Source organism: Silicimonas algicola (assembly GCF_003148765.1).
GTDB classification, from domain to species: Bacteria; Pseudomonadota; Alphaproteobacteria; order Rhodobacterales; family Rhodobacteraceae; genus Silicimonas; species Silicimonas algicola.
Map to the genome: position 1 here is coordinate 49,800 of NZ_QGGV01000001.1, position 26,049 is coordinate 75,848.

A 26,049-nucleotide genomic window follows, 5' to 3' on the forward strand; every position below is an offset into this window, starting at 1 on the left:
CATCCCTTTCGTCGAGCCGCGAACGGACCTGCGAAAGGGTTCTGATTGTCGACGATCTGGCATCGCAGATCGGTGGCCTGACGTCGATTCCTGCCTCGATCCTGTGCGAAGCGTTGCGCGAAAGCCCAAGCGGACGCCGCGTCGATAGGGCGTTGGTGCATCGAGCCACGCCAACTCTTTTTTCCGGCTCAAGAGCAATTTATGGTCGCGCTCCATGAACGCACTCGCTCCCCAGCCCGTCACCCAGGACGTCTTCCGCTCGGAGATCCTCCGTCATCTGACCTTCACCGTCGGCAAGGATGCCGCGCACGCGTCGGTCCATGACTGGCGCATGGCGCTGTCCCATGCGCTGCGGGACCGCATCGTGGCCCCCTGGTTCAGCGCCACGCGGCGCACCTGGGCCGAGGACAGGAAGCGGGTCTATTACCTGTCGATGGAGTTCCTGATCGGGCGCATCCTCGAGGACGCATCGATCAATGTCGGTCTGCGCGAGATCGCGGGCGCGGCGCTCGCCGACCTCGGGCAGGATTTCGCATCGGTCGCAGGGACGGAACCCGACGCGGCGCTCGGCAACGGCGGTCTCGGGCGGCTCGCCGCGTGCTACATGGAAAGCATGGCGACGCTCGGGTGTCCCGCTTATGGCTACGGTATCCGCTACGAACACGGGCTGTTCCGGCAAGAGTTCAATGGTGGACACCAGGTAGAATTCGCCGAGGACTGGCTGTCGCAGAAGCATCCCTGGGAGTTTGAGCGGCCCGAGTGCGCCTATGACATCGGCTTCAAGGGCCAAGTCGAGGTGAAGGGCGGCAGGTCGGTCTGGCATCCAGGTGAAAGTGTCCGGGCCTCGGCCTTCGATACGCCCGTGGTCGGCTGGGCCGGACGCTGGGCGAACACGCTGAGGCTCTGGGCGGCGCAACCGACGCAGCACTTCGACCTCAAGCGCTTCAATCGAGGCGAATATACCGCTGCCGCCGAACCCGAGACGCTGGCGCGGACGATCAGCCGGGTTCTCTATCCCGAGGACACCACGCACGAGGGCAAGGAGCTTCGGCTGAAGCAAGAGTTCTTTCTGACCTCGGCGGCGATCCAGGACATCCTGCGGCGGTATCTCGACACGCACTCCGATCTGCGCGCGCTTCCCTCGAAGGTCGCGATCCAGATGAACGACACGCATCCCGCGCTGGCGGGACCCGAATTGATCCGGCTTCTGACCGACGCGCACGGGCTGCCGTTCGAGGAGGCGATCGAGATCGCACGGTCCTGCCTGGGTTACACGAACCACACGCTGCTGCCCGAAGCGCTGGAGCGCTGGTCGACGTGGCTGATGGGCAATGTCCTCCCGCGCCACATGCAGATCATCGAAAGGATTGACGAGGATCACCTGGCGTCGCATCCGAAGCGCAAGCACTACGTCGGCATCGTCAAGCACCACGAGGTGCGGATGGGCGAACTGGCCTTCATCATGTCGCACCGGGTCAATGGCGTCTCGGCTCTGCACAGCGACCTGGTGAAGGAGCGGCTGTTCCCCGAGCTTCATGCGCTCCATCCGGACCGCATCATCAATCAGACCAACGGCGTGACGCCTCGCCGATGGCTTCGGATGGCCAACCCCGCGCTGTCCTCGCTGGTGACGAACACTATAGGCAGCGGGTGGGAAGATCATCTCGACCGCTTGCGCGAACTCGAGCCACATGTGGAGGACCGGGGGTTTCGCGACGCTTTCGCTGCGGCAAAGAGGGCAAACAAGGCTGCGACGTCGAACTGGGTCGCCGAGACGACGGGCGTCCGCGTCGACCCCGGTGCGCTTTTCGACGTCCAGATCAAGCGACTGCACGAGTACAAGCGGCAACTTCTCAACATACTTCAGACGATCTCGGAATGGCACGAGATCCGCGAGAACCCGCAGGCCGACTTCGTGCCCCGGGTGAAGATCTTCGGCGGCAAGGCAGCGCCTGGCTATGTCGTCGCGAAGGAGATCATCCACCTCATCAACGACGTGGCAGAGGTCATCAACAACGATCCCGCGGTCGGCGACCGGCTGAAGGTCGTCTACCCGGCGAACTACAACGTCTCGATGGCCGAGAGGCTGATCCCGGCTTCGGACCTGTCCGAGCAGATTTCGACCGCCGGCAAAGAGGCGTCGGGCACCGGCAACATGAAGCTCGCGCTGAACGGCGCGCTGACCATCGGGACGCTGGACGGCGCCAACGTCGAGATCCGCGACCATGTGGGCGCCGAGAATTTCTTCCTCTTCGGTCTCACGGCCCACGAGGCCGTCGAGCGGCGCAATGATCCCGAGCATTCGCGTCACGCCATCGAGGCCTGTGAGGCGCTTCAGGTCGTATTGCAGCTTCTGGCCGAGGGGCGCTTCAGCCCGGACCAGACCGACCGCTATCTCGGCATCGTCGACCGGGTCTGGCACCACGACTACTTCCTGGTCGCCTCGGACTTCGCGGCCTACCGAGACGCGCAACGCCGCGTCGACGACGCCTATCGCGATCCGGACGGCTGGGCCCGAATGGCGGCCCTGAATACCGCACGGATGGGATTCTTCTCCTCGGATCGTGCCGTTCGGGGCTACATGAAGGAAATATGGAAAACCACTTCCGCGCTCTGAAAGTCGGGAGATGGGTGACGATGGTCACGACCATCGCGGCCCTAGGTCATGTGGCCGGACGAGGCCGCTTGGGCCGGGGCACGCAACCGCGATCCTTTCCGATCCTCGGTTCGCATGACAGGAACGCTCTGGCACTGGTTCCGAAGGCCGACGACGTTTGGCTTCTCAGCAGCCGGTCCAAGCCCGCCGAACTGCGCCGCGATCCGGGACGTGGCGCTCCAATCCTCGCTCAGATGGGCAGGGCACCGGACCAAAATTCTGGCCGACGAGGCGCGTAATTTTCGCAACCTGAGGGCCTACTGCAGCTTCATGTGGACCCAACCCGGCAATAAGCTACTGTTCATGGGACAAGAATTTGCGCGGACGCGAGAGTTGCGGTGGCGATCGGGGTAACGGTGGATCGGTCACGACCGACGGCGCGGAACGGCTTGGGGAGGTTCAGTGGCCCCCGGTTGTTCCGCCATTGCTCGGATCGTTAATTTCCGGCAGGCCTGACCTGCCGAAGAGGGGAGGAAGAAATGCAGCAGCCTAGACCCAATCAGCGCCTGTCGACCAAGGCGATGGCCTTCGTTCTGGCAGGAGGACGCGGCAGCCGACTGAAGGAGCTGACCGACAGGAGGGCAAAACCCGCGGTCTATTTCGGCGGCAAGACGCGGATCATCGACTTCGCTCTGTCGAACGCTCTGAACTCGGGCATCCGGAAGATGGCGATCGCAACCCAGTACAAGGCGCATTCGCTGATCCGCCACATGCAGAGGGGCTGGGGCTTCTTCCGGTCGGAAAGGAACGAATACCTCGACATCCTGCCCGCGTCGCAGCGTGTGAACGAAAGCAAGTGGTACCTGGGCACGGCGGACGCGGTCACCCAGAACGTCGATATCGTGGACAGCTACGATGTCGAGTACATCATCGTTCTGGCGGGCGACCACATCTACAAGATGGACTACGAGATCATGCTGCGTCAGCACGTCGACAGCGGCGCGGACGTCACCATCGGCTGTCTCACCGTCCCGAGAATGGAGGCAGTCGCCTTCGGCGTCATGCACATTGACGAGACGGGGCGGATCACGGATTTCCTCGAAAAGCCAGCGGACCCACCGGCGATCCCCGGAGATCCGGACCACGCCCTCGCTTCCATGGGCATCTACGTCTTCGACTGGAAGTTCCTGCGCGAGCTTCTGCTCGAAGATGCCGAGGACGCCAATTCCAGCCACGACTTCGGCAACGACCTGATCCCGGGCATCGTGAAGAACGGCAAGGCCATGGCGCACCGATTCTCGGAAAGCTGCGTCCGCTCCGGCCTCGAGAAAGAGCCCTACTGGCGCGACGTCGGCACCATCGATGCCTTCTGGCAAGCCAATATCGACCTCACCGATTTCGTGCCCAAGCTCGACATCTACGACACCACCTGGCCGATCTGGACCTACGCCGAACTGGTGCCTCCCGCGAAGTTCATCCACGACGAAGACGGGCGACGCGGCATGGCGGTGTCGTCCCTCGTCTCGGGCGATTGCATCGTGTCGGGCTCCGAGGTGAAGAACTCGCTTCTGTTCACCGGCGTCCGGTCGCATTCCTTCTCGTCCATCGAATGCTCGGTGGTACTTCCGTACGTCACCGTCAATCGAAAGGCAGAGCTGAGGAATTGCGTCATCGATAGGGGGGTGGTCATCCCGGAGGGCCTCGTGGTGGGCGAAGACCCCGAGGAAGATGGCAAGTGGTTCCGGCGCACGGACACGGGGATCGTTCTCATCACGCAGGACATGCTGGATCGCCGGGCCGCCAAGCTCGGCTGACGCCAGACGGAAGGAAGAGGCTTGGGAAAGGTTCTGTCGGTCGCCTCGGAGTGCGTCCCGCTGGTCAAGACCGGCGGTCTTGCCGATGTCGTCGGCGCCTTGCCCAAGGCCGTCGCGGCGGAAGGCTGGGACATGCGGGTCATGGTGCCGGCTTATCCCGGTGTCGAGACGAAGCTGAAGGGGCGGAAAGTCATCTGGACGTCCGGGGATCTGTTCGGCGGTCCGGCGCGCGTCCTGAAGGGAACCGTCGAGGGGTTGACCGTTCTGCTCCTTTCGGCGCCGCACCTCTACGACCGGTCGGGGGGCATCTACTCCGACAAGGGCCGCGACCATCCCGATAACCCCGAGCGTTTCGCCGCCCTGTCCTGGGCTGCGGCCGAGATCGCAAAGGGCGGGGGATCCGACGGGTGGACCCCGGACATCCTTCATGCGCACGACTGGCAGACCGGCCTCGCGCCCGCCTACCTGCGCTACGGCGGCGCGACCGGGCCACGGTCAGTCATCACCATCCACAACGTCGCGTTCCAGGGCGTTGCGCCCGCTGCAAAGCTGGCCGCCCTGCGCTTGCCGGCAGCCGAATTCACCCGGGATGGGTTGGAATACTGGGGCAACCTCTCGACGCTCAAGGCCGGTCTCGTCACGGCGGATCGCATCACTACGGTGTCGCCGACCTATGCCGAGGAGCTCATGCGGCCAGAGTTCGGAATGGGTCTCGAGGGTGTCCTCCAGGCGAGGGCAGGCGACCTCGACGGTATCCTGAACGGCGTTGACGAGACGATCTGGTCGCCGGCGACGGACCCGGACATCGTGCCGTATTCCGAGCGCTCGATGAAGGGCAAGGCGACGAACAGATCGCGTCTCCTCACCGAATTCGGACTTGGCCCGGTCGAAGGCCCTCTGGCCATCGTGGTGAGCCGTCTGACCGAGCAGAAGGGCATCGACCTGATCGCGGGAGGCATCGACGCCTTTGCCGCTGCAGGCGGGGGCCTTGTCGTTCTGGGCTCAGGAGATCCCGCGCTCGAAGCCGCCGTCGTCTCGGCCGCGGCGCGGCGGCCCGAGCGGGTCGGCGTCAGGATCGGCTATGATGAAAGCCTGTCGCACCAGATGTTCGCTGGCGGCGACGCGGTCCTCGTTCCGTCGCGCTTCGAGCCCTGTGGCCTGACGCAGATGTACGGACTGCGCTACGGAACGCTCCCCCTCGTCGCGGCAACGGGTGGGCTGAACGACACGGTGATCGGCGCCACGCCCGCCACGCTGGCCGCAGGTGCGGCGACGGGCGTTTCCTTCCATCCGGTGGACGCCACCGGACTGGCCGGAGCGTTGCGTCATCTCCTACGCCTCTACGCCGACCGCAAGACATGGAACGCCATGATACGGCGCGCGATGCGAAGCGACGTGAGCTGGGTTGGACCTGCTCGCCAATACGCCGAGATATACAGGAGCCTCTCGACGTGAATCCGACCCGTGCGAAAGGGGCGCCGACACGACTGGCGCATCGTTCGGTCGCGGGCGGGCAACCCTGGCCTCTGGGGGCGACCTTCGACGGCGCAGGCGTCAACTTCGCCGTCTTTTCCGCCCATGCCGCGCGCGTCGAGGTTTGCCTTTTCACCGATGACGGCCGGCGCGAGATCGCCCGGTTGGCGCTCCCCGAGCGGGACGGCGACATCTGGCACGGTCATGTCGAGGGGCTGACGCCGGGTACTCGCTACGGGTTGCGCGTCCACGGCCCCTACGATCCCGAGAATGGGCAACGGTTCAACGCGAACAAGCTCCTGCTCGATCCTTACGCGCGCCAGATAGTCGGGCGGCTGAAGTGGTCGGATGCCCTGATGGGCTACCGCGTCGGCGGCGCGGCGGGGGATTTGTCGTTCGACACCCGCGACAGCGCCTTCGCCATGCCGAAGTGCGTGGTGGCCGACGCAAGCTTCGACTGGGGCGACGACCGCCCGCCTCGCCACGACCTTCGCGGCACGGTGATCTATGAGGCGAACGTGCGTGGCCTGACCATGGCGCACCCCGGCATCGATCCGTCATTGCGCGGCACGTTCCTCGGAATGAGCTCCGAGCCGATGATCGATCACCTCACCCGCCTCGGCGTCACCGCGGTCCAGTTGCTTCCGATCCAGTCCTTTCTGAACGACCGCTTCCTCGAGGTGCGAGGCCTGCGGAACTATTGGGGCTACCAGACCATCGGCTTCTTCGCGCCCGAACCGCGCTACATGAGCCACGAGGCCGTGTGGGAATTCCAGGCGATGGTACGCCGCTTCCACGCCGCCGGGATCGAGGTCATCCTCGACGTGGTCTACAACCACTCGGGCGAGGCGGACCAGCTTGGCCCAACGCTCAGTTTCCGTGGCATTGACAATCGAAGTTACTACAAGCTGATCGGCTCTGGGCGCGACTATGAGAACTTCACGGGCACCGGCAATACGCTGAACCTCGACCATCCGATGGTTCTTCGGATGGTGATGGATTCGCTGCGCTACTGGGTCGAGGTCATGCACGTCGACGGCTTCCGCTTCGACCTCGCCAGTGCGCTTGCTCGAGGACCGGAGGGCTTCGAGCCGGAGTCTGCCTTTCTCGACGCACTGAGGCAGGACCCCGTGCTGTCGAGGGTCAAACTGATCGCCGAGCCTTGGGACGTAGGGCCGGACGGCTATCGCCTGGGTCGATTCCCCTATCCCTTCCTGGAATGGAACGACAAGTTTCGCGACGAGGTGCGGCGCTTCTGGCGTGGCGATCCTTACGGCGCGGCCCATCTCGCGAAGCGCCTTCTGGGGTCGGCTGAACTGTTCGACCACGGTGGACGCGCGGCGGTCTCGTCAGTCAACTTCATAGCCTGCCACGACGGCTTCACGCTGTCCGATGTCGTCAGCTACAGCCACAAGCGCAACGAGGCCAACGGCGAGGACAACCGCGACGGTCACAACGAGAACCAGTCCGAGAACTTCGGCATCGAAGGTCCGACCGACGATGCGGACGTGATCGCAGCGCGCGACCTGAGACGGCGCAACTTGCTGGCGACGCTTTTCCTGTCGCAGGGCACACCCATGATCCTCGGCGGCGACGAGGTCGGCAACAGCCAGTCCGGCAACAACAACGCTTATGCCCAGGACAACGAGACGGGCTGGATCGACTGGAGCGGCGCCGACGACGGTTTCCTGAGGTTTGTGCGGCGCCTGATCGCCTTGCGGCGCGCCTATCCGGTGCTGTCTCAGCGGCGGTTCCTGCACGGTCAGCGGCGCGGCGAGGATCACCCGCCCGACCTGGAATGGCGCCGCGCCGATGGCGCAACTCCGACGGACGACGACTGGCAGAACGCGGACTGGCACTCGGTTGGGGTGATTATCCGCGAGTCGTCGGAAAAGGCCTTGCCGAAGCACGAAACGGATGTTTTTGCCTTCTTCAACGCGGCGGGCGAGACTTCGGTCTGGTTGCCCAAGGGCAGGTGGTTCCGCGTGCTTGATACGGCGGATCCCGATGCAATGCCTCAGGCTTGCGAAGGTGAGGTCTACTTGGCGCGACACTCGGTGGCTCTGTTCGCGCGCGACGATGGACGATGATCGAAATGTACGAAAGGACGACCGGATGAGCGAAGACTGGTGGCGAGGGTCGGTGACCTATCAAGTGTATCCCCGGTCTTTCCAGGACGCGAACGGCGACGGTATCGGCGACTTGCCGGGTATCACGCAAAGGCTTCCCTACCTCGCTGACCTCGGGGTCGACGCGGTCTGGCTGTCACCCGTCTGCACGTCTCCTATGAAGGACATGGGCTACGACGTCTCGAATTACCGCGATATCGACCCGGTGTTCGGCACGCTCGACGACTTCGACGGAATGGTCGAGCGCGCGCATGACTTGGGCCTCCGGATCATCATCGACCAGGTCATCTCGCATTCGTCGAACCTGCACCCGGCCTTCATCGAAAGCCGCGCAAACCCGGCCGGACCCAAGGGCGACTGGTATGTCTGGGCCGATCCCAAACCGGACGGATCGCCGCCGAACAACTGGCTGGCCGCCTTCGGCGGCAGTGCCTGGACCTGGAACGCGCACCGCCATCAATATTATCTTCACAACTTCCTGCCCGAGCAGCCCGACTTTAACTTCCACAATCCCGAGGTGCAGGACTTCCACCTCGACAACATGGCGTTCTGGCTGGACAGGGGAGTCGATGGCTTTCGCCTCGACACGGTGAACTATTACTTCCACGACGCGCTTCTGCGGGACGACGCGGCCGATTTCCGCAGGAAGGAGAAGCCCGAGAACAACCCTTACAACATGCAGTATCACCTGTTCTCGAAGAACCAGCCCGAGAACCTGGCGTTTCTGGAACGGATGCGTGCGCTGACCGACCGCTACGAGGCGCGCGTGCTGATCGGTGAGATGGGCGAAAGTCACCACGCGATCGAGATGATGGGCCAGTACACCACCGGCGCCCGTTTGCATCAGTCCTATTCGTTCGACATGCTGGGTCCCGATTTCTCCGCGGAGCACTTCCGTACGAGAATTGCGGGCTTTTTCGCGGGCGCGCCCCAAGGATGGCCCTGCTGGGCTTTCTCGAACCACGACGTGAACCGCCACGTCTCTCGCTGGATGCGGCACGCGGCCGACCGTGAATCCCTGGCTAAGCAGGCGGCGGCCCTTCTTCTATCGATGCAGGGATCAATCTGCATCTATCAGGGCGAAGAACTGGGTCAGACCGAGACCGAACTGAGCTTCGAGGAACTGACCGATCCCGCCGGAATCAACTTCTGGCCCGAAGAGAAGGGTCGCGACGGCTGCCGGACGCCGATGGTGTGGGAGAAGGATGCAGCGAACGCCGGCTTCTCCAACGCCAACCGAACATGGCTTCCGGTCCGCGAGCCTCAACGTGCGGTCGCCGTCGATACGCATGGCGGCGAAGACTCGGTGCTTGCGTTCTACAAGCGGATGTTGGCGTTCCGGAAGAACAGCGTCGACCTGATGAAGGGCGCAAGCGACTTCCTGGTGCTGCCCGAGCCGTGGCTGGGTTTCCGCCGCGGAGAGAACACGCTCTGCATCTTCAACCTCTCGGCAGAGGCAAGGTCGCTTCCTTGCGAAGGCGGCGAGTTGGTTCTGAGCCACAATGCGAACGTAGAGAAGGGGGCGCTTGCGCTCGGCCCGAACGGCTTCGCGATCATGAGCGGCAATCCGACGATCAGGCAGCCGGATTGAGTAGAGAGCCAGCCGATCAGCGTCGGCGAACCTGGGAACGATCCGCCGCGACAGGTAAAGAGGACCAAGATGCGCACCTACTTCTCGGAACGGCACCGGATGCACTTCCCCCAGGCGGAACTGCACGGCGGCGAACTCGTCACGCCCTATGAACGGCCAAGCCGCGTGGAATATGTCCTCGCCAGATTGAAGGAGCGGGGGCTGACCGACATTGTCGATCCCGGTGAGGCGGACATGGGCCCGATCCGCGACATGAGCGATCCGGGATACCTCGCATTCCTGGAGAGCGCGTGGGACGAGTGGAAAGCGGCTGGTTTCGCGGGCGAAATTATCGCCACGTCGACACCTGTGCGCCGGATGCAGACCGGACGCCCGCCGCGCAACATCGACGGCAAGGTCGGCTATTACGCTCTTGCCTCCGAAACCGCGATCACCCGAACGACCTGGGAGGCGACGCTGTCCTCTGCCGCATCGGCGCAAGCCGCGACCGCGCATGTCATCTCAGGCGCATGGGCCGCGTTCGCGCTCTGCCGTCCTCCGGGTCATCATGCGACGGCGGACATGTACGGTGGCTACTGCTTCATCAACAACGCCGCTCTCGCCGCCGAGCAATTCCGCGCCTCTGGCGCCGGGCGCGTGGCGATCCTCGACATCGACTTCCACCACGGCAACGGAACGCAGGACATCTTCTACGGACGCGGCGACGTCTTCTTCGCCTCGCTTCACGGAGCGCCGGAGGATGCGTTTCCCTACTTCCTGGGCTTCGCGGACGAGACCGGAGAGGGGGACGGTGAGGGCTCGACGGCGAACTACCCCATGTCCCCGGGCACAGGCTACGGCGAATGGTCCGGCGCACTCGACGACGCCATCTCGCGGATCCGTGCTTTCGGAGCAGAGGCTCTGGTCGTGTCGCTTGGGGTCGACGCCTTCAAGGACGATCCCATCAGTTTCTTCAAGCTCGACAGCCCGGACTTCATGGACGCAGGCCGGCGGATTGCCGGGCTGGGTCTGCCGACCGTCTTCTGCATGGAGGGTGGCTATGCCATCGAGGCCGTGGGCATCAATGCTGTAAATGTCCTCGAGGGTTTCGAAGGAGCCTGACGTCTTAACCTTACGGCGGCGGTCTGCGGTTCGGCCAATCGGTTGCCTGGTGCCAGTGGTCGGCAAGGGACAGGATGCGGCGGTCCGCGTTGCGCGGCCCGAACAGCGTGACGCCCGTGGGCAAGCCGTTCTCGCCGAAGCCGGCCGGGACCGACACGGCGGGCAGGCCGGTCAGGCTTACCGGGATCACGCATTCCATCCACCGATGATAGCTGTCCATCGCCACGTCGCCGACGCTCTCTGGCCACCGCCAGTCCGCCGGGAAGGGCCAAACCTGTGCGGACGGAATGGCGAGCGCGTCGTACGACCCGAAAAGATCGGCGAAGGCGAGGTTGAGGCGCGAACGGATGCGGCTTGCCCCATCGACCTGAAGCGCGGACATCGCGTTGCCGCGCTGGATCTCCCATTGAAGCTCCGGCTTGATGAATTGACGCTTGCCGGCGTCGTTCCACAGATCGGCCTTCCCCGCAGCGATGGCCCAGGAGCGAAGCGTGGTCCAGCTTTCCCAGATTGCGTCTCGCGACACGGGCGGAGGAAGCGTCTCGACGGTCGCGCCCAGGGCCGACATCTCGGCGAGCGCCGCCTCGCAGATGTCGAGGACGCCATCCTCGTAGGGCACGCCGCCCCAGTCGGACAGCCAGCCGATCCTGGCACCTTTCAGCGCTTCGATGTCGAGCGCCGAGAGGTCCGGGACGGCGACCTCGTAGGGCATCTTCGGGTCCGGCCCGGCCAGCGCCGAGAGGAGAAGCGCCAGGTCCTTCGGACACCGGGCCATCGGACCGTCCGTTGCCAGGCGATGGAGATAAAGATCGCCCTCGGCGTCGTCGGGGATCAGACCCCAGGTTGGACGGAAGCCATAGATGTTGCAGAAGGCGGCGGGGTTTCTCAGCGAACCCATCATGTCCGATCCGTCCGCGACCGGGACCATCCGCATCGCCAGCGCTGCCGCCGCGCCGCCCGAAGAGCCGCCCGCCGTCCGCGCGGGATCATAGGGGTTTCGTGTCACGCCGAAGACGGGATTGAAGCTGTGCGACCCTGCGCCGAACTCGGGCACGTTTGTCTTGCCGATCAGGATGGCGCCTGCCCGGCGCAGTCGTCGGGCAAGCCGGTCGTCGGCTTCGGGAATATGGTCGGCGTAAAGCGGCGAGCCCCATGTCGTGCGAAGGCCCCTCGTCGCGACGAGGTCCTTCACCGCCACGGGCAGCCCGTGGAGAGGTCCGCTTGCTGGCGCGAGGTCGGCCGCCTCCGCTTCCGCCAGAAGCTCGTCGCGCGGGCGAAGTGAGACGATGGCGTTGATGGAAGGGTTCAGCGTCTCGATGCGGTCGAGGTAGGCGGTCATCACGTCGTGGGCCGACACCTCGCGAAGGCGGAGACGCGTCGAAAGGTCAAAAGCCGCAAGCGAGGTGAGATCGGGGGGCGTCGCCGCCCCCCGCCTGTGGTCCGTCACTTCTGAAGCTCGGTCCAGATCGCGGTATCATAGCTGTGCGTCGGCACCACGATGTCGAAGCCGTGCCCGCCCGCCTCGATCTTGGCCAGCGCGGTGGTGTTCGAGTCGTAGTCGGTGACGGTCACCTTGACGTCGAATTCCTCCTCGAACTTCTTGATGAGGTCCGGGCTCGTGTAGTTGCCCCAGTTGTAGATGTTGAGTTCGCCCTCTGCGGCGGCGCCTCCGGCCAGCGCGAATAGCGCGGCGGCGGATGTCAGGGTTCTGGTCATGGTCACTCCTTTGTTGGGATGGGTCGCGGGATCAGTCCCGTCTTCTGGTCAGCAGGAAGAAGGCCGTCAGCAGCATCACCGTCAGGACGAGAAGCGCGGTCGAGATCGCGTTCACCTCGGGCGTGACGGCACGGCGCAGCTGGCCCAGCATGTAGGTCGGCAGCGTATCCTGTCCGGCGGATTTGACAAACTCGGTGATGATCACGTCGTCGAGCGAGATGACGAAGGCCAGCATCGCGCCTGCCGCGACACCCGGCGCCATGAGGGGAAGCGTCACCCGGCGGAACGTCTGCCAGGGCGTGGCGTAGAGGTCGGCCGCTGCGATCTCGAGCGTGAGGTCCATGCCCTCGAGACGCGCTCGGATCGGCAGATATGCGAAGGGAATGCAGAAGGCGGAGTGGGCAAGGATGAGATAGCCCAGGCCCTGGTAGCCGGTCGCGACCTTGATGGTGGCGAAGAAGATCAGGAGTGCCACGGCCGTCACGATCTCCGGCACCATCAGGGGCTGGTTTATCATCACGTAGATGAAGGTCTGTCCCTTGAACCGCCCGCGCCGTGTCGTCCCGAGCGCGGCCATCGTGGCGAGCGTCGTTGAAATCAGCGCGGCCGAGACGGCAACGACCAGCGAGCGGATGGTAGCGTCCTGAACCTGAGTGTTTTCCCACGCGATCTCGTACCACCGAAACGAAAATCCGCCCCAGACGGCCACCGAGTTCGAAGCGTTGAAAGAGTAGACGACTATCGTGACGATCGGCGCATAGAGCACGACGAAGACGCCGATCGCGATTGCCGAGAATCCCGGGAGTGCGGTGATGTCGAACCGGCGTCCTCTCATTGCGGCCTCTCGGACGAGGTGACGCGGACGTAGGCCAGAAGCGCTGCCAGCACGATCAGGAGAAGCAGCATCGACAGCGCCGCCCCGAGGGGCCAGTTACGGCCCTGCCCGAACTGAAGCTCGATGAAGTTGCCGACCATCATGTTCTTGCCGCCGCCCAGGATGCGCGGCGTGACATAGGCGCCGAGCGAGGGGACGAAGACGAGGATCGACCCCGCCACGATGCCCGGACGCACGATCGGCAGGACGATCCGGCGCAGCACCTTCCAGCGCGAGGCATAGAGGTCGTAGCCCGCCTCGACGAGCTTGAAGTCGAAGCGGTCGATGGCGGCGAAGAGCGGCAGGACCATCAGAGGCAGATAGACATAGACCATGCCGATGAGCACCGCCGTGTCGGTATAGAGGATCTGGATCGGGGTCTCGATCAGGCCGAACTTGAGCAACGCGGTGTTCAGAAGACCCTGGTTCCGGATGATCTCGCTGATGGCGAAGGTACGGATCAGCAGATTGGTCCAGAACGGGATGGTGATGAGGAAGAGCCAGATCGCGCGGCTGGAAGGCGGACGCGTGGCAATGAACCAGGCCGTGGGAAAGCCCACGGCGAAGGTGATGAGGGTCGTCAGAAGCGACAGCTTCACCGACCGCCAGAAGATCGTCAGATGCGCATCGGCAAGGCTGACGGTCCCGTCGAAGATGTCCCGCTCGAGAAACACCCTGAACCAGGGCTCGGTCGTGAAGTTCCAGACGACGCCCGAGTACTCCCCCGGTTCCAGGAAGGAGTAGACGACGACGATCAGCAGCGGCCCTGCCGCGCCTAGGGCCAGAAGAACGAGCGCCGGCAGGGACAGAAGCCAGCCCGAGCGGGTCGAGGACGCCGCGCCCGTCATGCGCCCTCGAGGATCTGGAGCGCGCCGGGCGCGAAGTCGATCCTCACGCCCTGACCATCTCTCAGACCGATGTCGCCCGAGGGCGGGCTTTGCAGGCGTGCGACGATTTCGGTGCCGTCCGACAGCGTCATGTGACAATGCGTGTCGGTCCCGAAGTACACCGTGCGCGTCAGTGTCGCCGGAAGGGGGCCGTTGCTGCCGATGCGCACTTGTTCGGGCCGTGCGGCCAGCGTCACTGGTCCGTTGCCAGCGCCTGGCAAGGACAGATCGACACCTGCGACCCTGACGAGGTCGCCGCGGGCCTCTGCCGGGATGAAGTTCGTCTCGCCGATGAAGTCGGCGACAAAGCGGTCGACGGGGCGGTTGTAGATCTCGCGAGGCGCTCCGACCTGAAGCAGCCGGCCCCCGCTCATCACGCCGATCCGGTCGGACATGGTCAGCGCTTCTTCCTGGTCGTGGGTGACGAAGACGAAGGTTATGCCCGTTTCGGTCTGGAGCCGCTTCAGCTCGAGCTGCATTTCCTTTCGGAGCTTCAGATCGAGGGCCGAAAGAGGCTCGTCAAGGAGAAGGACCTGTGGCGCCGGCGCCAAGGCCCGAGCGAGGGCGACCCGCTGCTGCTGGCCTCCCGAAAGCTGTCCCGGACGGCGGTCGGCCATCTCCTCGAGCTTGACGAGGGCGATCATTTTCTCGACCTCCGACGCCACCTCGTCCCTCGGGCGTCCCAGCATCTGAAGACCGAAGGCGATATTCTCGCGCGCGGTAAGATGCGGGAAAAGTGCATAGGACTGGAATACGGTGTTCACCGGCCGCTTGTTCGGTGGCACGGCGGTCATGTCCTTGCCGCCGATGTGGATGGTTCCCTCGGTCGGCATCTCGAAGCCCGCGATAAGCCGAAGAAGCGTTGTCTTTCCGCAGCCGGAGGGGCCGAGAAGGGTGAAGAACTCGCCCGTGCGGATGCCCAGTGATACTCCACCCAGGGCCCGCGCCGCACTCGCCCCGTAACCATAGACCTTCGCGGCGTCGACGATCTCGATGGCGGACGGGCTCACGGAAGATCTCCTGTCGTCACGGGTCTGTACGTCCCGCCCAAACCGCCGGTCTCCGCTGTGCCCATGGACAGGCGCGTTCGAGGTCCGCGCAGAGGCTCATCAGATCGAGGTCGGCGCCGAAACGCGCGGCGAGGTGGATGCCGACGGGCAGGCCGTCCTCGGTCCAGTGAAGCGGAACCGATGCGGCTGGCTGGCCGGTGGCATTGAAGGCGGCGGTGAAGGGCGAATAGGCGAAGACACCATCCGACGCCGTGCGATAGGCGAGATAGTCGTCCCGGTCGTGCGAGAACCGGCCCACCTTTGCGGGCGGCTCGGCCATCGTGGGCGTCAACAGGATGTCGAAGTCGAGAAAGACCCTGGCCATCTGACGGCCGTAGGAGTGGATCTTGCCGACCGCGTCGAGGTAGTCCGCACCGGACAAGCCTCGCGCGTAGTCGCGGGCCGAGAGGGCGATGCGTTCCACCTCGCCCTCCTCCAGCGGCCGTCCGCGCGCGGCCACGGTCTTGTCGATCCAGAGGGCCGTGCCGCAAGCCACGATCTTGCACCACGCGAGCATCATGCCTTGCGTGTCCGCTGGCGGTGGCGCGATCTCGACGATCTCGTGGCCCAGACCCTCAAGCGTCCTCGCAGCCTCGCGGGCCGCCTCGACGCAGGCCGGGGCAAGTTCGGCTCCGGTCAGCGACGTCGTCAGAAGCGCCACGCGTCGTTGCGGCAAGGCCGTCCGTGTTGCCTCGGTGAACGTGCCCTGCAGACGCGGCGCGACATAGGGTGCTCCCAGGTCCGGGCCTGCACAGGCGTCGAGAAGTGCTGCCTGGTCCCGAACCGAACGCGTCAGGAAGCCGTCGGTCGCCATGCCGGCCCAGCCTTCCCCGGCGTAGGGCCCATCCGGCAATCGCGCGCGCGTCGGCTTGAACCCGAAGAGGCCGCAGTTGGACGCCGGGATGCGAACCGACCCGCCACCATCCGAGCCGTGCGCGCCGGGCACGATCCCCGACGCGACGGCGGCGCCCGATCCGCCCGACGATCCACCGGGCGTGCGCGAGGTGTCCCAGGGATTGCAGGTCGGACCGCCATAAACCGCCGCTTCCGTCACAGGACCCACGCCGCCTTCGGGAGAGGCGGTGCGCCCGAACGTCACGAGACCGGCCGCCGCGATCCGCTCGTAGATCGCCGAGTCGCGGTCGTAGGTCGTGTGGTGCAGAAGGCGCGATCCATTGTGAGAGGGATAGTCTACGGCCTCGGCACCGAGGTCCTTCAGAAGAAACGGCACGCCTCGGAACGGTCCTTCGGGAAGCCCCTCGGCGATCTTCCGACGGGCGACATCGTCGAAGCGCAGCACGACCGCGTTGAGATGGCCGTTCACCCTGTCGCACCGCGCGATGGCGGCGTCCAGCAACTCGACAGCGGTCACCCGGCCATCCGCCACATGGGCCGCAAGTCCGGTCATGTCCTCGGTGTCGAAAAGCTCGTCCATCGCCCGCCGTGCCCGCCCCGGGTCAAGCTTGGCACCCGCTCGGTGGAAGGGCAAGTCGCCAGCCGCGATGGACGACGCCTGTCGGGTTAGACAAGCTCAGGATATGAGCGACGACGACCTCTCCTTGCGCACATCGATCATCGAGGCTTGCCTCGAAATGACTGCAAGCGGCCTGACGACTGGGACCTCCGGAAACCTGTCGGTGCGTTCGGGCCGCGACATGCTCATTACGCCTTCCGCAACGCCTTACCTATCCATGACGCCGGACATGATCGCCCGAATGCCGCTCGCGGGAGACGGAGCATGGACGGGACCAAGACCCCCTTCGACCGAGTGGCGCTTCCACCTCGACATCCTGAACGCACGAAGCGAGATCGGGGCGGTTGTCCATGCGCATCCGACCCATGCCACGGCGCTCGCCGTCGCCAGGATGGAGATTCCCGCTTGTCACTACATGGTCGCGGCCTTCGGCGGCTCGACCGTGCGATGTGCGGGGTATGCGCGCTACGGGAGCGCCGACCTATCCGCTTTGGTCCTGGATGCCCTTCGGGACCGCACTGCCTGCCTTCTGGCGAACCACGGCGCCATCGCGCTTGGCGACACGCTGGACAAGGCGATGTGGCGCATGACGGAACTCGAGACCCTCGCGCGGCAATTCGTCGTGGCCCGGCAGGCCGGCGAGCCCGTCATCCTGTCGGATGCGGAGATCGCCGAGACGCTTGCCGCCTTCGCTGATTACGGCCTCAAGTCTTAGGCCGGAAGGACGGGCCGAGTGCCGGGGTATAGCGCTCGGTACCGCGCCAGATTATCGGCGTGATAGGCGGCCATTACCGCGTTCGGCTCGATCGTCCGCTCGATCGGGGCCGGTGCGCAGAACTCGAGCGGGTCGGCTCCCTCCGCCGCGCAATAGCCCAGCCGCGCCGCGCCGAAGGCCGCGCCATAGTCGCCTGCCGTGGGAAGATGCAGCGGCGATCCGGAGGCGTCTGCGATCATCTGGACCCAGGCCAGCGACCTGGCGCCGCCGCCGATGGCATAGACCAGCTCTGGGCGTGTGCCGGCCGCCGCCAAGGCATCGAAGCTGTCGACGAAGGCATAGGTTACGCCCTCGAGCGCGGCACGCGCGATGTCCTCGACCGAGGTTGCCTGGCTCATGCCGACGAGGGCGCCGCGGGCGCCGGCATCGTTGTGGGGCGTCCGTTCGCCCGACAGATAGGGCAGAAAGGTCAGCACGGCCCTGGCAGGCGTCGTCGCATCGATACCGTCGGTCAGCGCTGAAGGCTCGCGTCCGGTGATGCGCGACAACCAGTTCAGCGTGTCGGTCGCCGAGAGGATCACCCCCATCTGGTGCCACACGTCGGGAACGGCGTGGCAGAAGGCGTGGACCGCCTGGGCCGTGTTCGGCGCGAAGCCGTCGGTCGCGACAAAGAGAACGCCGGACGTTCCGAGAGAAGCAAAGCCTGCGCCCGGTTTCACCGCCCCCACGCCCGCAGCGGACGCCGCATTGTCGCCGCCGCCGCCCGCGACGATTGGAGGCTTGGCCATGCCCCACCTCTGCGCCAACTCGGAACGGAGGCGACCCGCCGGTTCGGAGCCTTCGACAAGTGACGGCATCTGTCCCTCGTCCAGCCCCGTCGCGGCCAGAAGCTCGGGCGACCAGCAGCGGCGGCCCACGTCGAGCCAGAGCGTGCCCGCGCTGTCGGACATCTCGGAGATGTATTCGCCGGTGAGAAGAAGCCGCAGATAGTCCTTCGGCAGAAGCACCTTCGCGACTTGCTCGAAAACCTCGGGTTCGTGACGCCGGACCCACTCGAGCTTGGGCGCGGTGAAGCCGGGCATGACGAGGTTGCCGCCGATCCCGCGGAAGTCGGCCTTGTCCTCGAGAATGCTGCATTCCTCGGCCGAGCGCCCGTCGTTCCACAGAATGCAGGGCCGCAGCACGCGGTCGTCGGCGCCGAGAAGCGTCGCACCGTGCATGTGTCCCGACAGACCGATACCGCGGACACGCGCCATGCGTTCCGGTTGAGTGCGGGCCAATTCGTCGAGCGTGGCCTCGGTCGCACTCCACCACTGTGCGGGGTCCTGTTCCGACCAGCCGGGGCGGGGTCGGTCGACGTCGAGCGGCGCATGCGCCGTGGCGACGACGCGCTGGTCCCCGTCCATCATCAGGGTCTTCACGCCCGATGTGCCGAGGTCGATGCCCAGCCAGATGCCGCCCGTCGCCATGTGTGTCTCCCTTGATTTCGGCGCGACCTTAGTGCGGGGGGAAGGCCTTGCCTAGGCCCGGATCCTCAGGCCCGCGCCAGCCTGCGCCATGCGTCGGCATATGCGATGAGATCGGCGTCTCCCCGACGATCGACCGGAGTTGTCTCAGGTAAGGTCACACCGCCGTCGGGCAGGGCAAGAAGCGCGCAGCCCTGACTTGTGCCGGTCGACCCACGCGAAGGAAGGACGAGCGATCCCGTGACAGCTGATAACATTGCGAGATATGCCTCGTTCCGCGCGAACGGGCCTTCGACCACCACGTCGCCCCGGTGGCCGGTCAACGTCAGTCCTTCCGCCGTCATCAGAGCCAGATAGGCGCCGAGCGCTGCCGCTCGTTCGGAAGTTCCGATAGATGGTTCGCGCCCGACCCAGTACGCGGCTCGGCCCTGAAACGGCCCCGTCTCGGGCACCACGGACGGCATCAGCATGACACCCTCGATGATCACATCGGACAAGGCAGCCAACGTCGCGGGTGCAGGCGACCCGCGCGAGACGATATCGTGCTCACGGCCCCCCATGAACCTGGCCGAGGGGACGGGAGCGCCAAGGGCGTTGACGTTGACCAGCGTGTCCCGCGCCGGATCAAGCGCCAAGGCCTCGCCTCCCATGCTCATTTCGATCACCCAAGTGCCGGTAGAGACGACAGAGAAAGGCGGCGTCTTTCCCAGGACGTAGGGCAAGAGGGATGCGTTCGAGTCGTGGATCCCACAGTGGACAGGCGTGGTGGCCGGAAGTCCGGTGCGCGCCGCGACGTCGGGAAGGATTGTCCCTAGAACGTCCCGCGCCGGACGCTGCGGCGCAAGCTTGTTCTCCAAACCGAGCGTTGCCAGCAAGGCCGATTCCTTGCCTTCTGACGGGTTCCAGAGATCCGTATGACAGCCAAGCGAGGTGACCTCCGTCGCCGCAACTCCGGTCAGCCGGAAGCTCCAGTACTGCGGATAGGTCAGGACAAGCGCGGTCCGGTCCCGCAGGCCGGGGTCGGTCTTCAGCATCCAGTGAAGCTGCGCGCCGACGTTCAGACCTGCGGACAGTCGCGGCGAGCCGGTCTGCTCAAAGGGCGGCCGGATGGCGTCGTACTCGGCGGCCACTTCGTCCGGCCCTTGATGCTCATAATCCAGCATGGGTGTCGCCAGTCTTCCTTCCCGGTCCACCAGCACGATCGATGCCCCGTGGGTCGTGACCGAGATCGCCTCAATCCCATGCGCGTCGTGAAACGCGCGCAACGCCTCGAGAATGAAGGACCAGTGCCCGTCGAGGTCGAAGTGCGGCCAGGGAGGCCCGGTGCGCACCGTGTTGGGCCTCGTGACGACAGCGACCTCGGACATGGTGTCGAGGTCCACCAGCGCAACCTTGGCATTGGTCTTGCCGATGTCGATGACGGCGACGTGCCTCATGGCATGTGGAAGACGGTTTCCAGCGGCACCGCGACGGGCTCGTTGTCCGGCTTCGTCTCCATGATGTCGGCCATGTGCGCCCACCACCGCTGCATTACCTCGTGCGACGGCAGGGCGTCCATGCCGTGATCGTCGGTCCGCCACAGTACCCCGAAGAGGCTGTTCGTCTCCTCGTCGAGGTGGATGGAATAGTCGGACACGCCTGCATCCTTCAGAAGCGTCACCAGTTCGGGCCATATCTCGTCATGGCGCTTCAGATACTCGTTCCTCATGCCGGGATTGAGGCGCATCCGGAAGGCGTACTTCTCCATCACCCTCTCCACATCGTCCAGAGCCGGGGCAGGGCAATCACCCCGATCAGAAGACAGCCTATGAAGATCGACATGACGATCCCCGGGACGTTGAGGAGCCCCAGCCCGAAGGTAACGAGCCCCATGACGAAAGCCGCGATTACGACGCCCGGGATCGTGCCCGACCCGCCCAGGATATTGACGCCCCCCAGCACGACCATCGTCACCACTTCCAACTCCCATCCGAAGGCGATGGAGGGGCGCGTCGAGCCAAGGCGCGAGGTCAGGCAAATTGCGGCGATGCCGGACATGAGGCCGGTGAGCAGGAAGAGGATGAACTTCACCCTCTGCACCCGGATGCCCGAGAAGAGGGCCGCCGTGGGGTTGTTCCCGATGGCATAGACCGCGCGGCCGAAGTTAGTCTTGTGCAGCAGGACGCCGTAGACGACCGCGAGGATCGCGAAAAGCACCAGCTCGAACGAGAAGACCCACCAGACATAACCCTGTCCGAAGTAGCCGAAGTCGGAGGGATAGCCCTTGTAGACCTTGTCGCCGAGCGCGATGTAACTGATCCCGCGAAAGAGGCTCATCGTCCCGATCGTCACCACGATTGACGGCAGACCCATCCGCGTGACGAGAATCCCGTTTACCGCTCCGCAGGCGAGCCCCGTGCCGAGGCCGATGCCGACGAGGACAGGTGTGCCCGCACCAGCCTGTACCGCCGCGCCCATGGCGGTAGATGCCAGGGCGATGATCGAGGCGACGGAGAGGTCGATCTCGCCCGAGATGATGAGAAGTGCCATCGCGAAGGCGATCATCGCCTTCTCTGTGAAGTTGAATGTGGCGTCGGACAGGTTCCAGGCGTTCAGGAAGTAGGGCGAGGCGAGGCTGTTCGCGACAAAGATCGCCAGCGCCACGGCCAGAAGCAGCGTCTCCCAGCTCTTCAGGAGGCGGGCGGCGGGGCTGACCAGCCGGTCGGGGATATGTCGGGCGGTGGCGTCGGTCATGCGTGGCCCTCGGCGCGCTTGAGGATGATGCGGCCCTTCGCGCGGCTGACACGGGCGTTGAACGCGACGGCGATCACGATGGCCGTGCCCGAGATCGCCATCTGCCAGAACGGCGAAACGCCGATGACCGGAAGCGCATTCTTGACGATCCCGAGGAACAGCGCGCCGAGGATAGCTCCGGCGATGGTGCCCGCACCTCCCGCGATGGAAATTCCGCCGATGACGCAGGCCGCGACCACTTCCAACTCGAACCCCCCGGCGATGTCGACGTAGGCGACCGAATAGCGCGCGACCCAGAGATAGCCGGTCAGGCCAGCGAGCGTGCCCGAGATCACGAAGGCCCAGAACTGCGTCCGGCCGACGTCGAGACCCGTGTAGACCGCAGCGTGAGGATTACCGCCCACGGCATAGAACGCGCGACCAAGCGGTGTCAGGCGGACTGCGAGGAGGAATGTCGCCGCCACGAGGATCGCGATCCACGACAGCATCGGCAGACCCAGGAGGACGGAGCGCGGAAACCCGGTAAAGGCTGCGCTCATCTCGTGGGCGTTGACCCACTGGCCGTCCGAGATCAGGAAGATGGTGCCGCGATAGATCGTCATGGTGCCGAGCGTCACGACAATCGGGGGAATGGTCAAAAGCCAGACGAGGAGGCCGTTGATCGCCCCCATGGTTGCGCCGAGCGCGAGCGCGAGCCCAAGGATGACGGGGATCGGCAGGTCCGGCATGGCGACGTTTAGCATCGCGCAGACCATGCCCGTCAGCGCCAGGTTCGCCGCCACCGAGAGGTCGATGCAGCGGGTCAGGATCACGACGGTCTGGCCAAGTGCCAGGATGATGAGCGGCGCCGTGTCATTGAAAACGCGGGCGAGGTTTCCGGGCGAGACAAAGGCCGGAAAGCGCCCGGCAATAAGCGCGACAAGGACGAGGATCACACCGACCAGAAGCGCCTCGCGGGACTTGAGCAGGTAAGTCATCCGGACGCCCCCGCGATCCCCGCCGCGTGGCGCACCAGCACCTCGGGCGTCAGGTCGTCACCTTTCACTTTGGCCGCCATAAGCCCTTCGCGCATGACGATGACCCGGTCCGACATGCCGACGATCTCGGGGATCTCGGACGAAACCATGATCACCGCCAGGCCTTCCGCAGCCAGTTCCGCCATGAAGGCGTGGACGGCGGCTTTGGAGCCGATGTCGATCCCCTTGGTAGGCTCGTCCAGGATGATGACGCGTGGCTTCGTCGCCAGCCATTTGGCGATAACGACCTTCTGCTGGTTGCCGCCCGACAGGTTGCCAACGTCCTGATCCAGGCTGGCGGCGCGAAGCTCCAGCCGCTCGACATAAGTCCGGGCCAGAGCGAACTCCCGAGCGAGCTTCAGGAATCCCTGCCGCGAGGTCTGGTCCAGCGAGGGAAGCGTGATGTTCTGAAAGATCGGCAGGCCGATGACGGCGCCCTGCTTGCCGCGATCTTCCGGCACATAGACGATGCCGGCGGCAATCGCGTCGGCGGGCGCGCGAATGTTAAGGGCCGCGCCATCCAGCGAGACCGTGCCACTCGAGGCCCGAGTAATTCCGAAGATCGCCTGCATCAGCTCCGAGCGGCCCGATCCTATGAGGCCGTAGAAGCCGAGGATTTCGCCCTCACACAGCGTGAAGGACAAGTCGTCGAACTCGGTGGGGTGCGACAAACCCTCGACGCGCAAGACCTCTCGCCCCGGCGCCTTGTCGCGCGCGGGGAAGATATGATCGACCGAGCGACCGACCATCATCCGGACCAACTCGCTCTCGCTCACATCGGACATGAGGCCCGAGCCGGCCAGAGCGCCATCCCGGAAGACGGTGAAGCGGTCCGCGATGCGAAAGATCTCGTCGAACTTGTGGCTGATGAAGAGGATGGCGCGGCCCTCGGCTTTCAGACGTTCGACCAGATCGTAAAGCTCCTCGATCTCTTTTTGCGAAAGGGCAGCGGTCGGTTCGTCCATCACCACCACGCGCGCATCGATTGAAAGCGCACGGGCGATGGCAACGAGATGCTTGTTGGCGATGCCCAACTCCTTGAGCGGCATCATCGGATCAAGCCTAGCATCGATCCGGTCGAGGATCTCGACTGCGCGGCGGCGCAGTTCGGGCCAGTCGATCAGACCCCACCTGGTGCGGGGCGCATGGCCGATGAAGATGTTCTCGGCGACGGTCAACTCGTCGAAGAGGACCGTCTCTTGATGGATCGCCGTGATCCCTGCTTCGGTCGCGGCGCGAGCCGTCGGAAAGGTCACCGGCAGCCCGTCCAGCCGGATCGTGCCGGCGTCGGGCTGGTAGATGCCGGTCAGCACCTTCACGATGGTGGACTTGCCCGCGCCATTCTCTCCCACGAGCGCCGTCACTTGGCCGGGGTAGAGCTCGAGCGCCACCTCGGAGAGAGCCTTCACGCCCGGAAAGGACTTGGTGATCCCTTCAAGCGTGAGGACAGGCAGACCGAGAACCTCGGCCGGGACGGTGTCGGCGGCGTGACGCATGTGCGGGTTCCGGAATGTGTCCGGCGCGAGGGCGGCCCCGCGCCGGACGGACAATCAGAAGATTTCCTTGAACTGGTCGATGTTCGAGGCGTCGTAGACGAAGGGATCGGCCATCGCCCCCTCGGCGTTGTCGTCCAGTGTCAGCGTGCCCATCCGACCCATGGGGATCTCGGCGCCCGGGCCCGCCTCGGCGGCGTCGGTGGCCAGGTTATAGGCCAGCATCGTGGCCGAGTAGCCGAGGTCGATAGGGTTCCAGATCGCGAAGGACTTGGACGCGCCCGACTGGATGGCGCCTGCCATCTCGGACGGAAGGCCCAGGCCCGTGACGTTGATCTCCCCCGCCTTGCCCGCGTCCTCGACCGCCTTCGCGGCGGCGACGATGCCGACGGAGGTCGGTGCGATGATCGCCTTCAGGTCGGGGTAGGTCTGCATCAATCCCTGCGCTTCGCGGTAGGACTTGTCGGCGAGGTCATCGCCGTAGACGGTGCCGACCACTTCGATATTGGGGTAGTCGCCCATAACCTTTTCCATCTCGGCGATCCAGGTGTTCTGGTTCGTCGCGGTGGCCGAGGCGGAGAGCACGGCGACCTTGCCGCCGTCCGGCAGTTCGTCTGCGGCGAGCTTGATGATCATGTTGCCGATCAGAGCGTTGGACGACGGGTTGAGGTGCATCTCGCGCCCCTCGGGCGCCACGCCCGAATCCCACGATATGACAGTGATACCGCGGTCCATCGCCTTCTTCAGCGCGGGGACCAGGGCGTCGGGGTCGTTGGCCGAGATCGCGATGGCGTCGACCTGCTGTGCGATCAGGCTGTTGATGACCTCGATCTGGCCTTCGGCCGTGGTGTCGGTCGGGCCGGTATAGATGATCTCGACGTTGCCGAGTTCTGCCGCGGCTTCCTCGGCGCCTTCCGCCGCGGCTTCGAAGAAGCCGATGCCAAGCGCCTTGACGACGAGGGCGATGCGCACCTTGTCCTGCGCCTGCGCCATGCTTCCGGCCAGGATCATGGCCGCGAGGGCGCTGCCGCCCAGTAGTCTTCTGGTGATGCTCATGGTCTTACCTCCCAAAGGTGAACGATCGGTCCGGCCGTCTCAGGCCGTCCCCCTTTCCGCCGCAGCGCCAGCCTGCGCCACGATCAGTCGTATGCCCGCCGCGTCCAGCAACGCTGCTGCGCGGTCGGAAATTCCATCGTCGGTTATCACCACGTCGATCCGCTCCAGCGGACACAGGACGAGGCTCGAGCGGTTCTCGAACTTCGAGCTGTCGACGAGGACGACCAGTTCGTCCGCCTGTCCGATCAGCTTCTGTTCCGCCTGAATCAGCAGAGGATCCGCCTCCATGAGCCCGAGAGGACCGAGGCCCTGCGCGCCCATGAACATGCGGCGGGCGTAGAAGTTGCGGGTCACGTCGTTGTCGAAAGGCGACAGGATGATGTTCTGCTCGCGGTAGATCGCACCGCCGGAGAGCATGATCGTGTTCTTCGAGTGCTTGAGCAGGTGCTCGGCGATCGGGAACGAGTTGGTGAAGACCTGCATCCGCCGCGAGGCAAGCGGATGGACCATCTGGAAGGTGGTCGTGCCGCCATTGATGATGATCGACTCGCCGTCTTGGCAAAGGTCGACGGCGGCGCGGGCTATCGCCTGCTTCTCTGCGGCGTGAAGCGCCTGGTTGACCGAGAAAGGCCTGCCGGCGAGGCCGACGAACTGGGGCGGGCTGATCGCCTCGGCCCCGCCCCGTACACGGCGCAGCTTCTTCTGCATATGGAGCGTGGCGATGTCGCGCCGGATGGTCGCCTCGGATACGCCGGTAAGGGAGCAGAGGTCGATCACGGTTGCGACCGGGCGCTCCTGCACTGCCGACAGAATGATCCGGTGGCGTTCCGTCTCGTGCATCGAAGCCCTCCCTGATCGGTGACGTT

Annotated in this window: 20 protein-coding genes and 1 pseudogene; 7 read left to right on the plus strand and 14 right to left on the minus strand. The window is 65.0% G+C overall.

Annotation, left to right across the window (positions count from 1 at the left end):
* Positions 1–214: 214 nt before the first annotated feature.
* The 6 genes from C8D95_RS00225 (at position 215) to C8D95_RS00255 (ending at position 10,704) form a co-directional block, all read left to right on the plus strand.
* Entirely contained in the window at positions 215–2,617 is a 2,403-nt protein-coding gene (locus tag C8D95_RS00225) for a glycogen/starch/alpha-glucan phosphorylase (RefSeq protein ID WP_109757158.1), read from the plus strand.
* 518 nt (positions 2,618–3,135) lie between these two features.
* Positions 3,136–4,410 carry a glucose-1-phosphate adenylyltransferase gene (glgC, locus tag C8D95_RS00235; RefSeq protein ID WP_109757160.1) on the plus strand — a complete coding sequence of 425 codons (1,275 nt, stop codon included), beginning with the start codon at positions 3,136–3,138 and terminating at the stop codon, positions 4,408–4,410.
* A gap of 21 nt (positions 4,411–4,431) precedes the next feature.
* Complete coding sequence (gene glgA, locus C8D95_RS00240; RefSeq protein WP_109757901.1) at positions 4,432–5,865, plus strand: glycogen synthase GlgA; 1,434 nt, start codon at positions 4,432–4,434, stop codon at positions 5,863–5,865.
* Entirely contained in the window at positions 5,862–7,973 is a 2,112-nt protein-coding gene (glgX, locus tag C8D95_RS00245) for a glycogen debranching protein GlgX (protein ID WP_241239767.1), read from the plus strand. The genes glgA and glgX overlap by 4 nt, the downstream gene beginning before the upstream one ends.
* Before the next feature lie 25 nt (positions 7,974–7,998).
* Positions 7,999–9,603: an alpha-amylase family glycosyl hydrolase gene (locus C8D95_RS00250; RefSeq protein WP_109757162.1), complete on the plus strand. Its 1,605-nt coding sequence runs from the start codon at positions 7,999–8,001 to the stop codon at positions 9,601–9,603.
* Between the two features lie 69 nt (positions 9,604–9,672).
* Positions 9,673–10,704 (plus strand): histone deacetylase family protein, encoded by a 1,032-nt coding sequence (locus tag C8D95_RS00255; protein ID WP_109757163.1) that lies wholly within the window; start codon positions 9,673–9,675, stop codon positions 10,702–10,704.
* 10 nt (positions 10,705–10,714) lie between these two features.
* Here C8D95_RS00255 and C8D95_RS00260 read toward each other — a convergent pair whose 3' ends face one another.
* The 6 genes and pseudogenes from C8D95_RS00260 to C8D95_RS00285 all read right to left on the minus strand — a co-directional run bounded on the left by C8D95_RS00260 (position 10,715) and on the right by C8D95_RS00285 (position 16,665).
* Positions 10,715–12,151 carry an amidase gene (locus tag C8D95_RS00260; RefSeq protein WP_109757164.1) on the minus strand — a complete coding sequence of 479 codons (1,437 nt, stop codon included), beginning with the start codon at positions 12,149–12,151 and terminating at the stop codon, positions 10,715–10,717.
* A 29-nt stretch (positions 12,152–12,180) separates the two neighbouring features.
* Positions 12,181–12,420 (minus strand): annotated as a pseudogene (locus C8D95_RS00265) (extracellular solute-binding protein); the annotation flags it as partial.
* A 31-nt stretch (positions 12,421–12,451) separates the two neighbouring features.
* Positions 12,452–13,255 (minus strand): ABC transporter permease, encoded by an 804-nt coding sequence (locus tag C8D95_RS00270; RefSeq protein ID WP_109757165.1) that lies wholly within the window; start codon positions 13,253–13,255, stop codon positions 12,452–12,454.
* Positions 13,252–14,142 carry an ABC transporter permease gene (locus tag C8D95_RS00275; RefSeq protein WP_109757166.1) on the minus strand — a complete coding sequence of 297 codons (891 nt, stop codon included), beginning with the start codon at positions 14,140–14,142 and terminating at the stop codon, positions 13,252–13,254. The genes C8D95_RS00270 and C8D95_RS00275 overlap by 4 nt, the downstream gene beginning before the upstream one ends.
* Positions 14,139–15,191 carry an ABC transporter ATP-binding protein gene (locus C8D95_RS00280; protein ID WP_241239768.1) on the minus strand — a complete coding sequence of 351 codons (1,053 nt, stop codon included), beginning with the start codon at positions 15,189–15,191 and terminating at the stop codon, positions 14,139–14,141. The genes C8D95_RS00275 and C8D95_RS00280 overlap by 4 nt, the downstream gene beginning before the upstream one ends.
* A 16-nt stretch (positions 15,192–15,207) precedes the next feature.
* Complete coding sequence (locus C8D95_RS00285; RefSeq protein ID WP_109757167.1) at positions 15,208–16,665, minus strand: amidase; 1,458 nt, start codon at positions 16,663–16,665, stop codon at positions 15,208–15,210.
* Between the two features lie 103 nt (positions 16,666–16,768).
* On the opposite strand from C8D95_RS00285, the gene C8D95_RS00290 reads away from it, so the two are divergent.
* The gene (locus tag C8D95_RS00290) at positions 16,769–17,419 is read left to right on the plus strand and encodes a class II aldolase/adducin family protein (protein WP_109757168.1); all 651 of its coding nucleotides are present in this window, start codon (positions 16,769–16,771) and stop codon (positions 17,417–17,419) included.
* On the opposite strand, the gene xylB is transcribed toward C8D95_RS00290, so the two are convergent.
* The 8 genes from xylB to C8D95_RS00330 form a co-directional block, all read right to left on the minus strand.
* A complete protein-coding gene (xylB, locus tag C8D95_RS00295; protein ID WP_241239769.1) occupies positions 17,416–18,888 on the minus strand; it encodes a xylulokinase in 1,473 nt (490 codons plus the stop codon). The genes C8D95_RS00290 and xylB overlap by 4 nt on opposite strands.
* Positions 18,889–18,953: 65 nt before the next feature.
* Positions 18,954–20,321, minus strand: a complete 1,368-nt coding sequence (locus tag C8D95_RS00300) for an FGGY-family carbohydrate kinase (protein ID WP_109757169.1) — start codon at positions 20,319–20,321, stop codon at positions 18,954–18,956.
* On the minus strand, positions 20,318–20,632 hold the full coding sequence (gene rhaM / locus C8D95_RS00305) for an L-rhamnose mutarotase (protein WP_109757170.1): 315 nt from the start codon (positions 20,630–20,632) through the stop codon (positions 20,318–20,320). Before rhaM ends, C8D95_RS00300 begins: the two co-directional genes overlap by 4 nt.
* Positions 20,632–21,618 (minus strand): ABC transporter permease, encoded by a 987-nt coding sequence (locus tag C8D95_RS00310; RefSeq protein WP_109757171.1) that lies wholly within the window; start codon positions 21,616–21,618, stop codon positions 20,632–20,634. The genes rhaM and C8D95_RS00310 overlap by 1 nt, the downstream gene beginning before the upstream one ends.
* Positions 21,615–22,595 (minus strand): ABC transporter permease, encoded by a 981-nt coding sequence (locus C8D95_RS00315; RefSeq protein ID WP_109757172.1) that lies wholly within the window; start codon positions 22,593–22,595, stop codon positions 21,615–21,617. Before C8D95_RS00315 ends, C8D95_RS00310 begins: the two co-directional genes overlap by 4 nt.
* A complete protein-coding gene (locus C8D95_RS00320; RefSeq protein WP_109757904.1) occupies positions 22,592–24,130 on the minus strand; it encodes a sugar ABC transporter ATP-binding protein in 1,539 nt (512 codons plus the stop codon). The genes C8D95_RS00315 and C8D95_RS00320 overlap by 4 nt, the downstream gene beginning before the upstream one ends.
* A gap of 54 nt (positions 24,131–24,184) precedes the next feature.
* Positions 24,185–25,183 (minus strand): rhamnose ABC transporter substrate-binding protein, encoded by a 999-nt coding sequence (gene rhaS / locus C8D95_RS00325; RefSeq protein ID WP_109757173.1) that lies wholly within the window; start codon positions 25,181–25,183, stop codon positions 24,185–24,187.
* Positions 25,184–25,222: 39 nt separating this feature from the next.
* On the minus strand, positions 25,223–26,023 hold the full coding sequence (locus tag C8D95_RS00330; RefSeq protein ID WP_109757174.1) for a DeoR/GlpR family DNA-binding transcription regulator: 801 nt from the start codon (positions 26,021–26,023) through the stop codon (positions 25,223–25,225).
* Between the last annotated feature and the right edge of the window lie 26 nt (positions 26,024–26,049).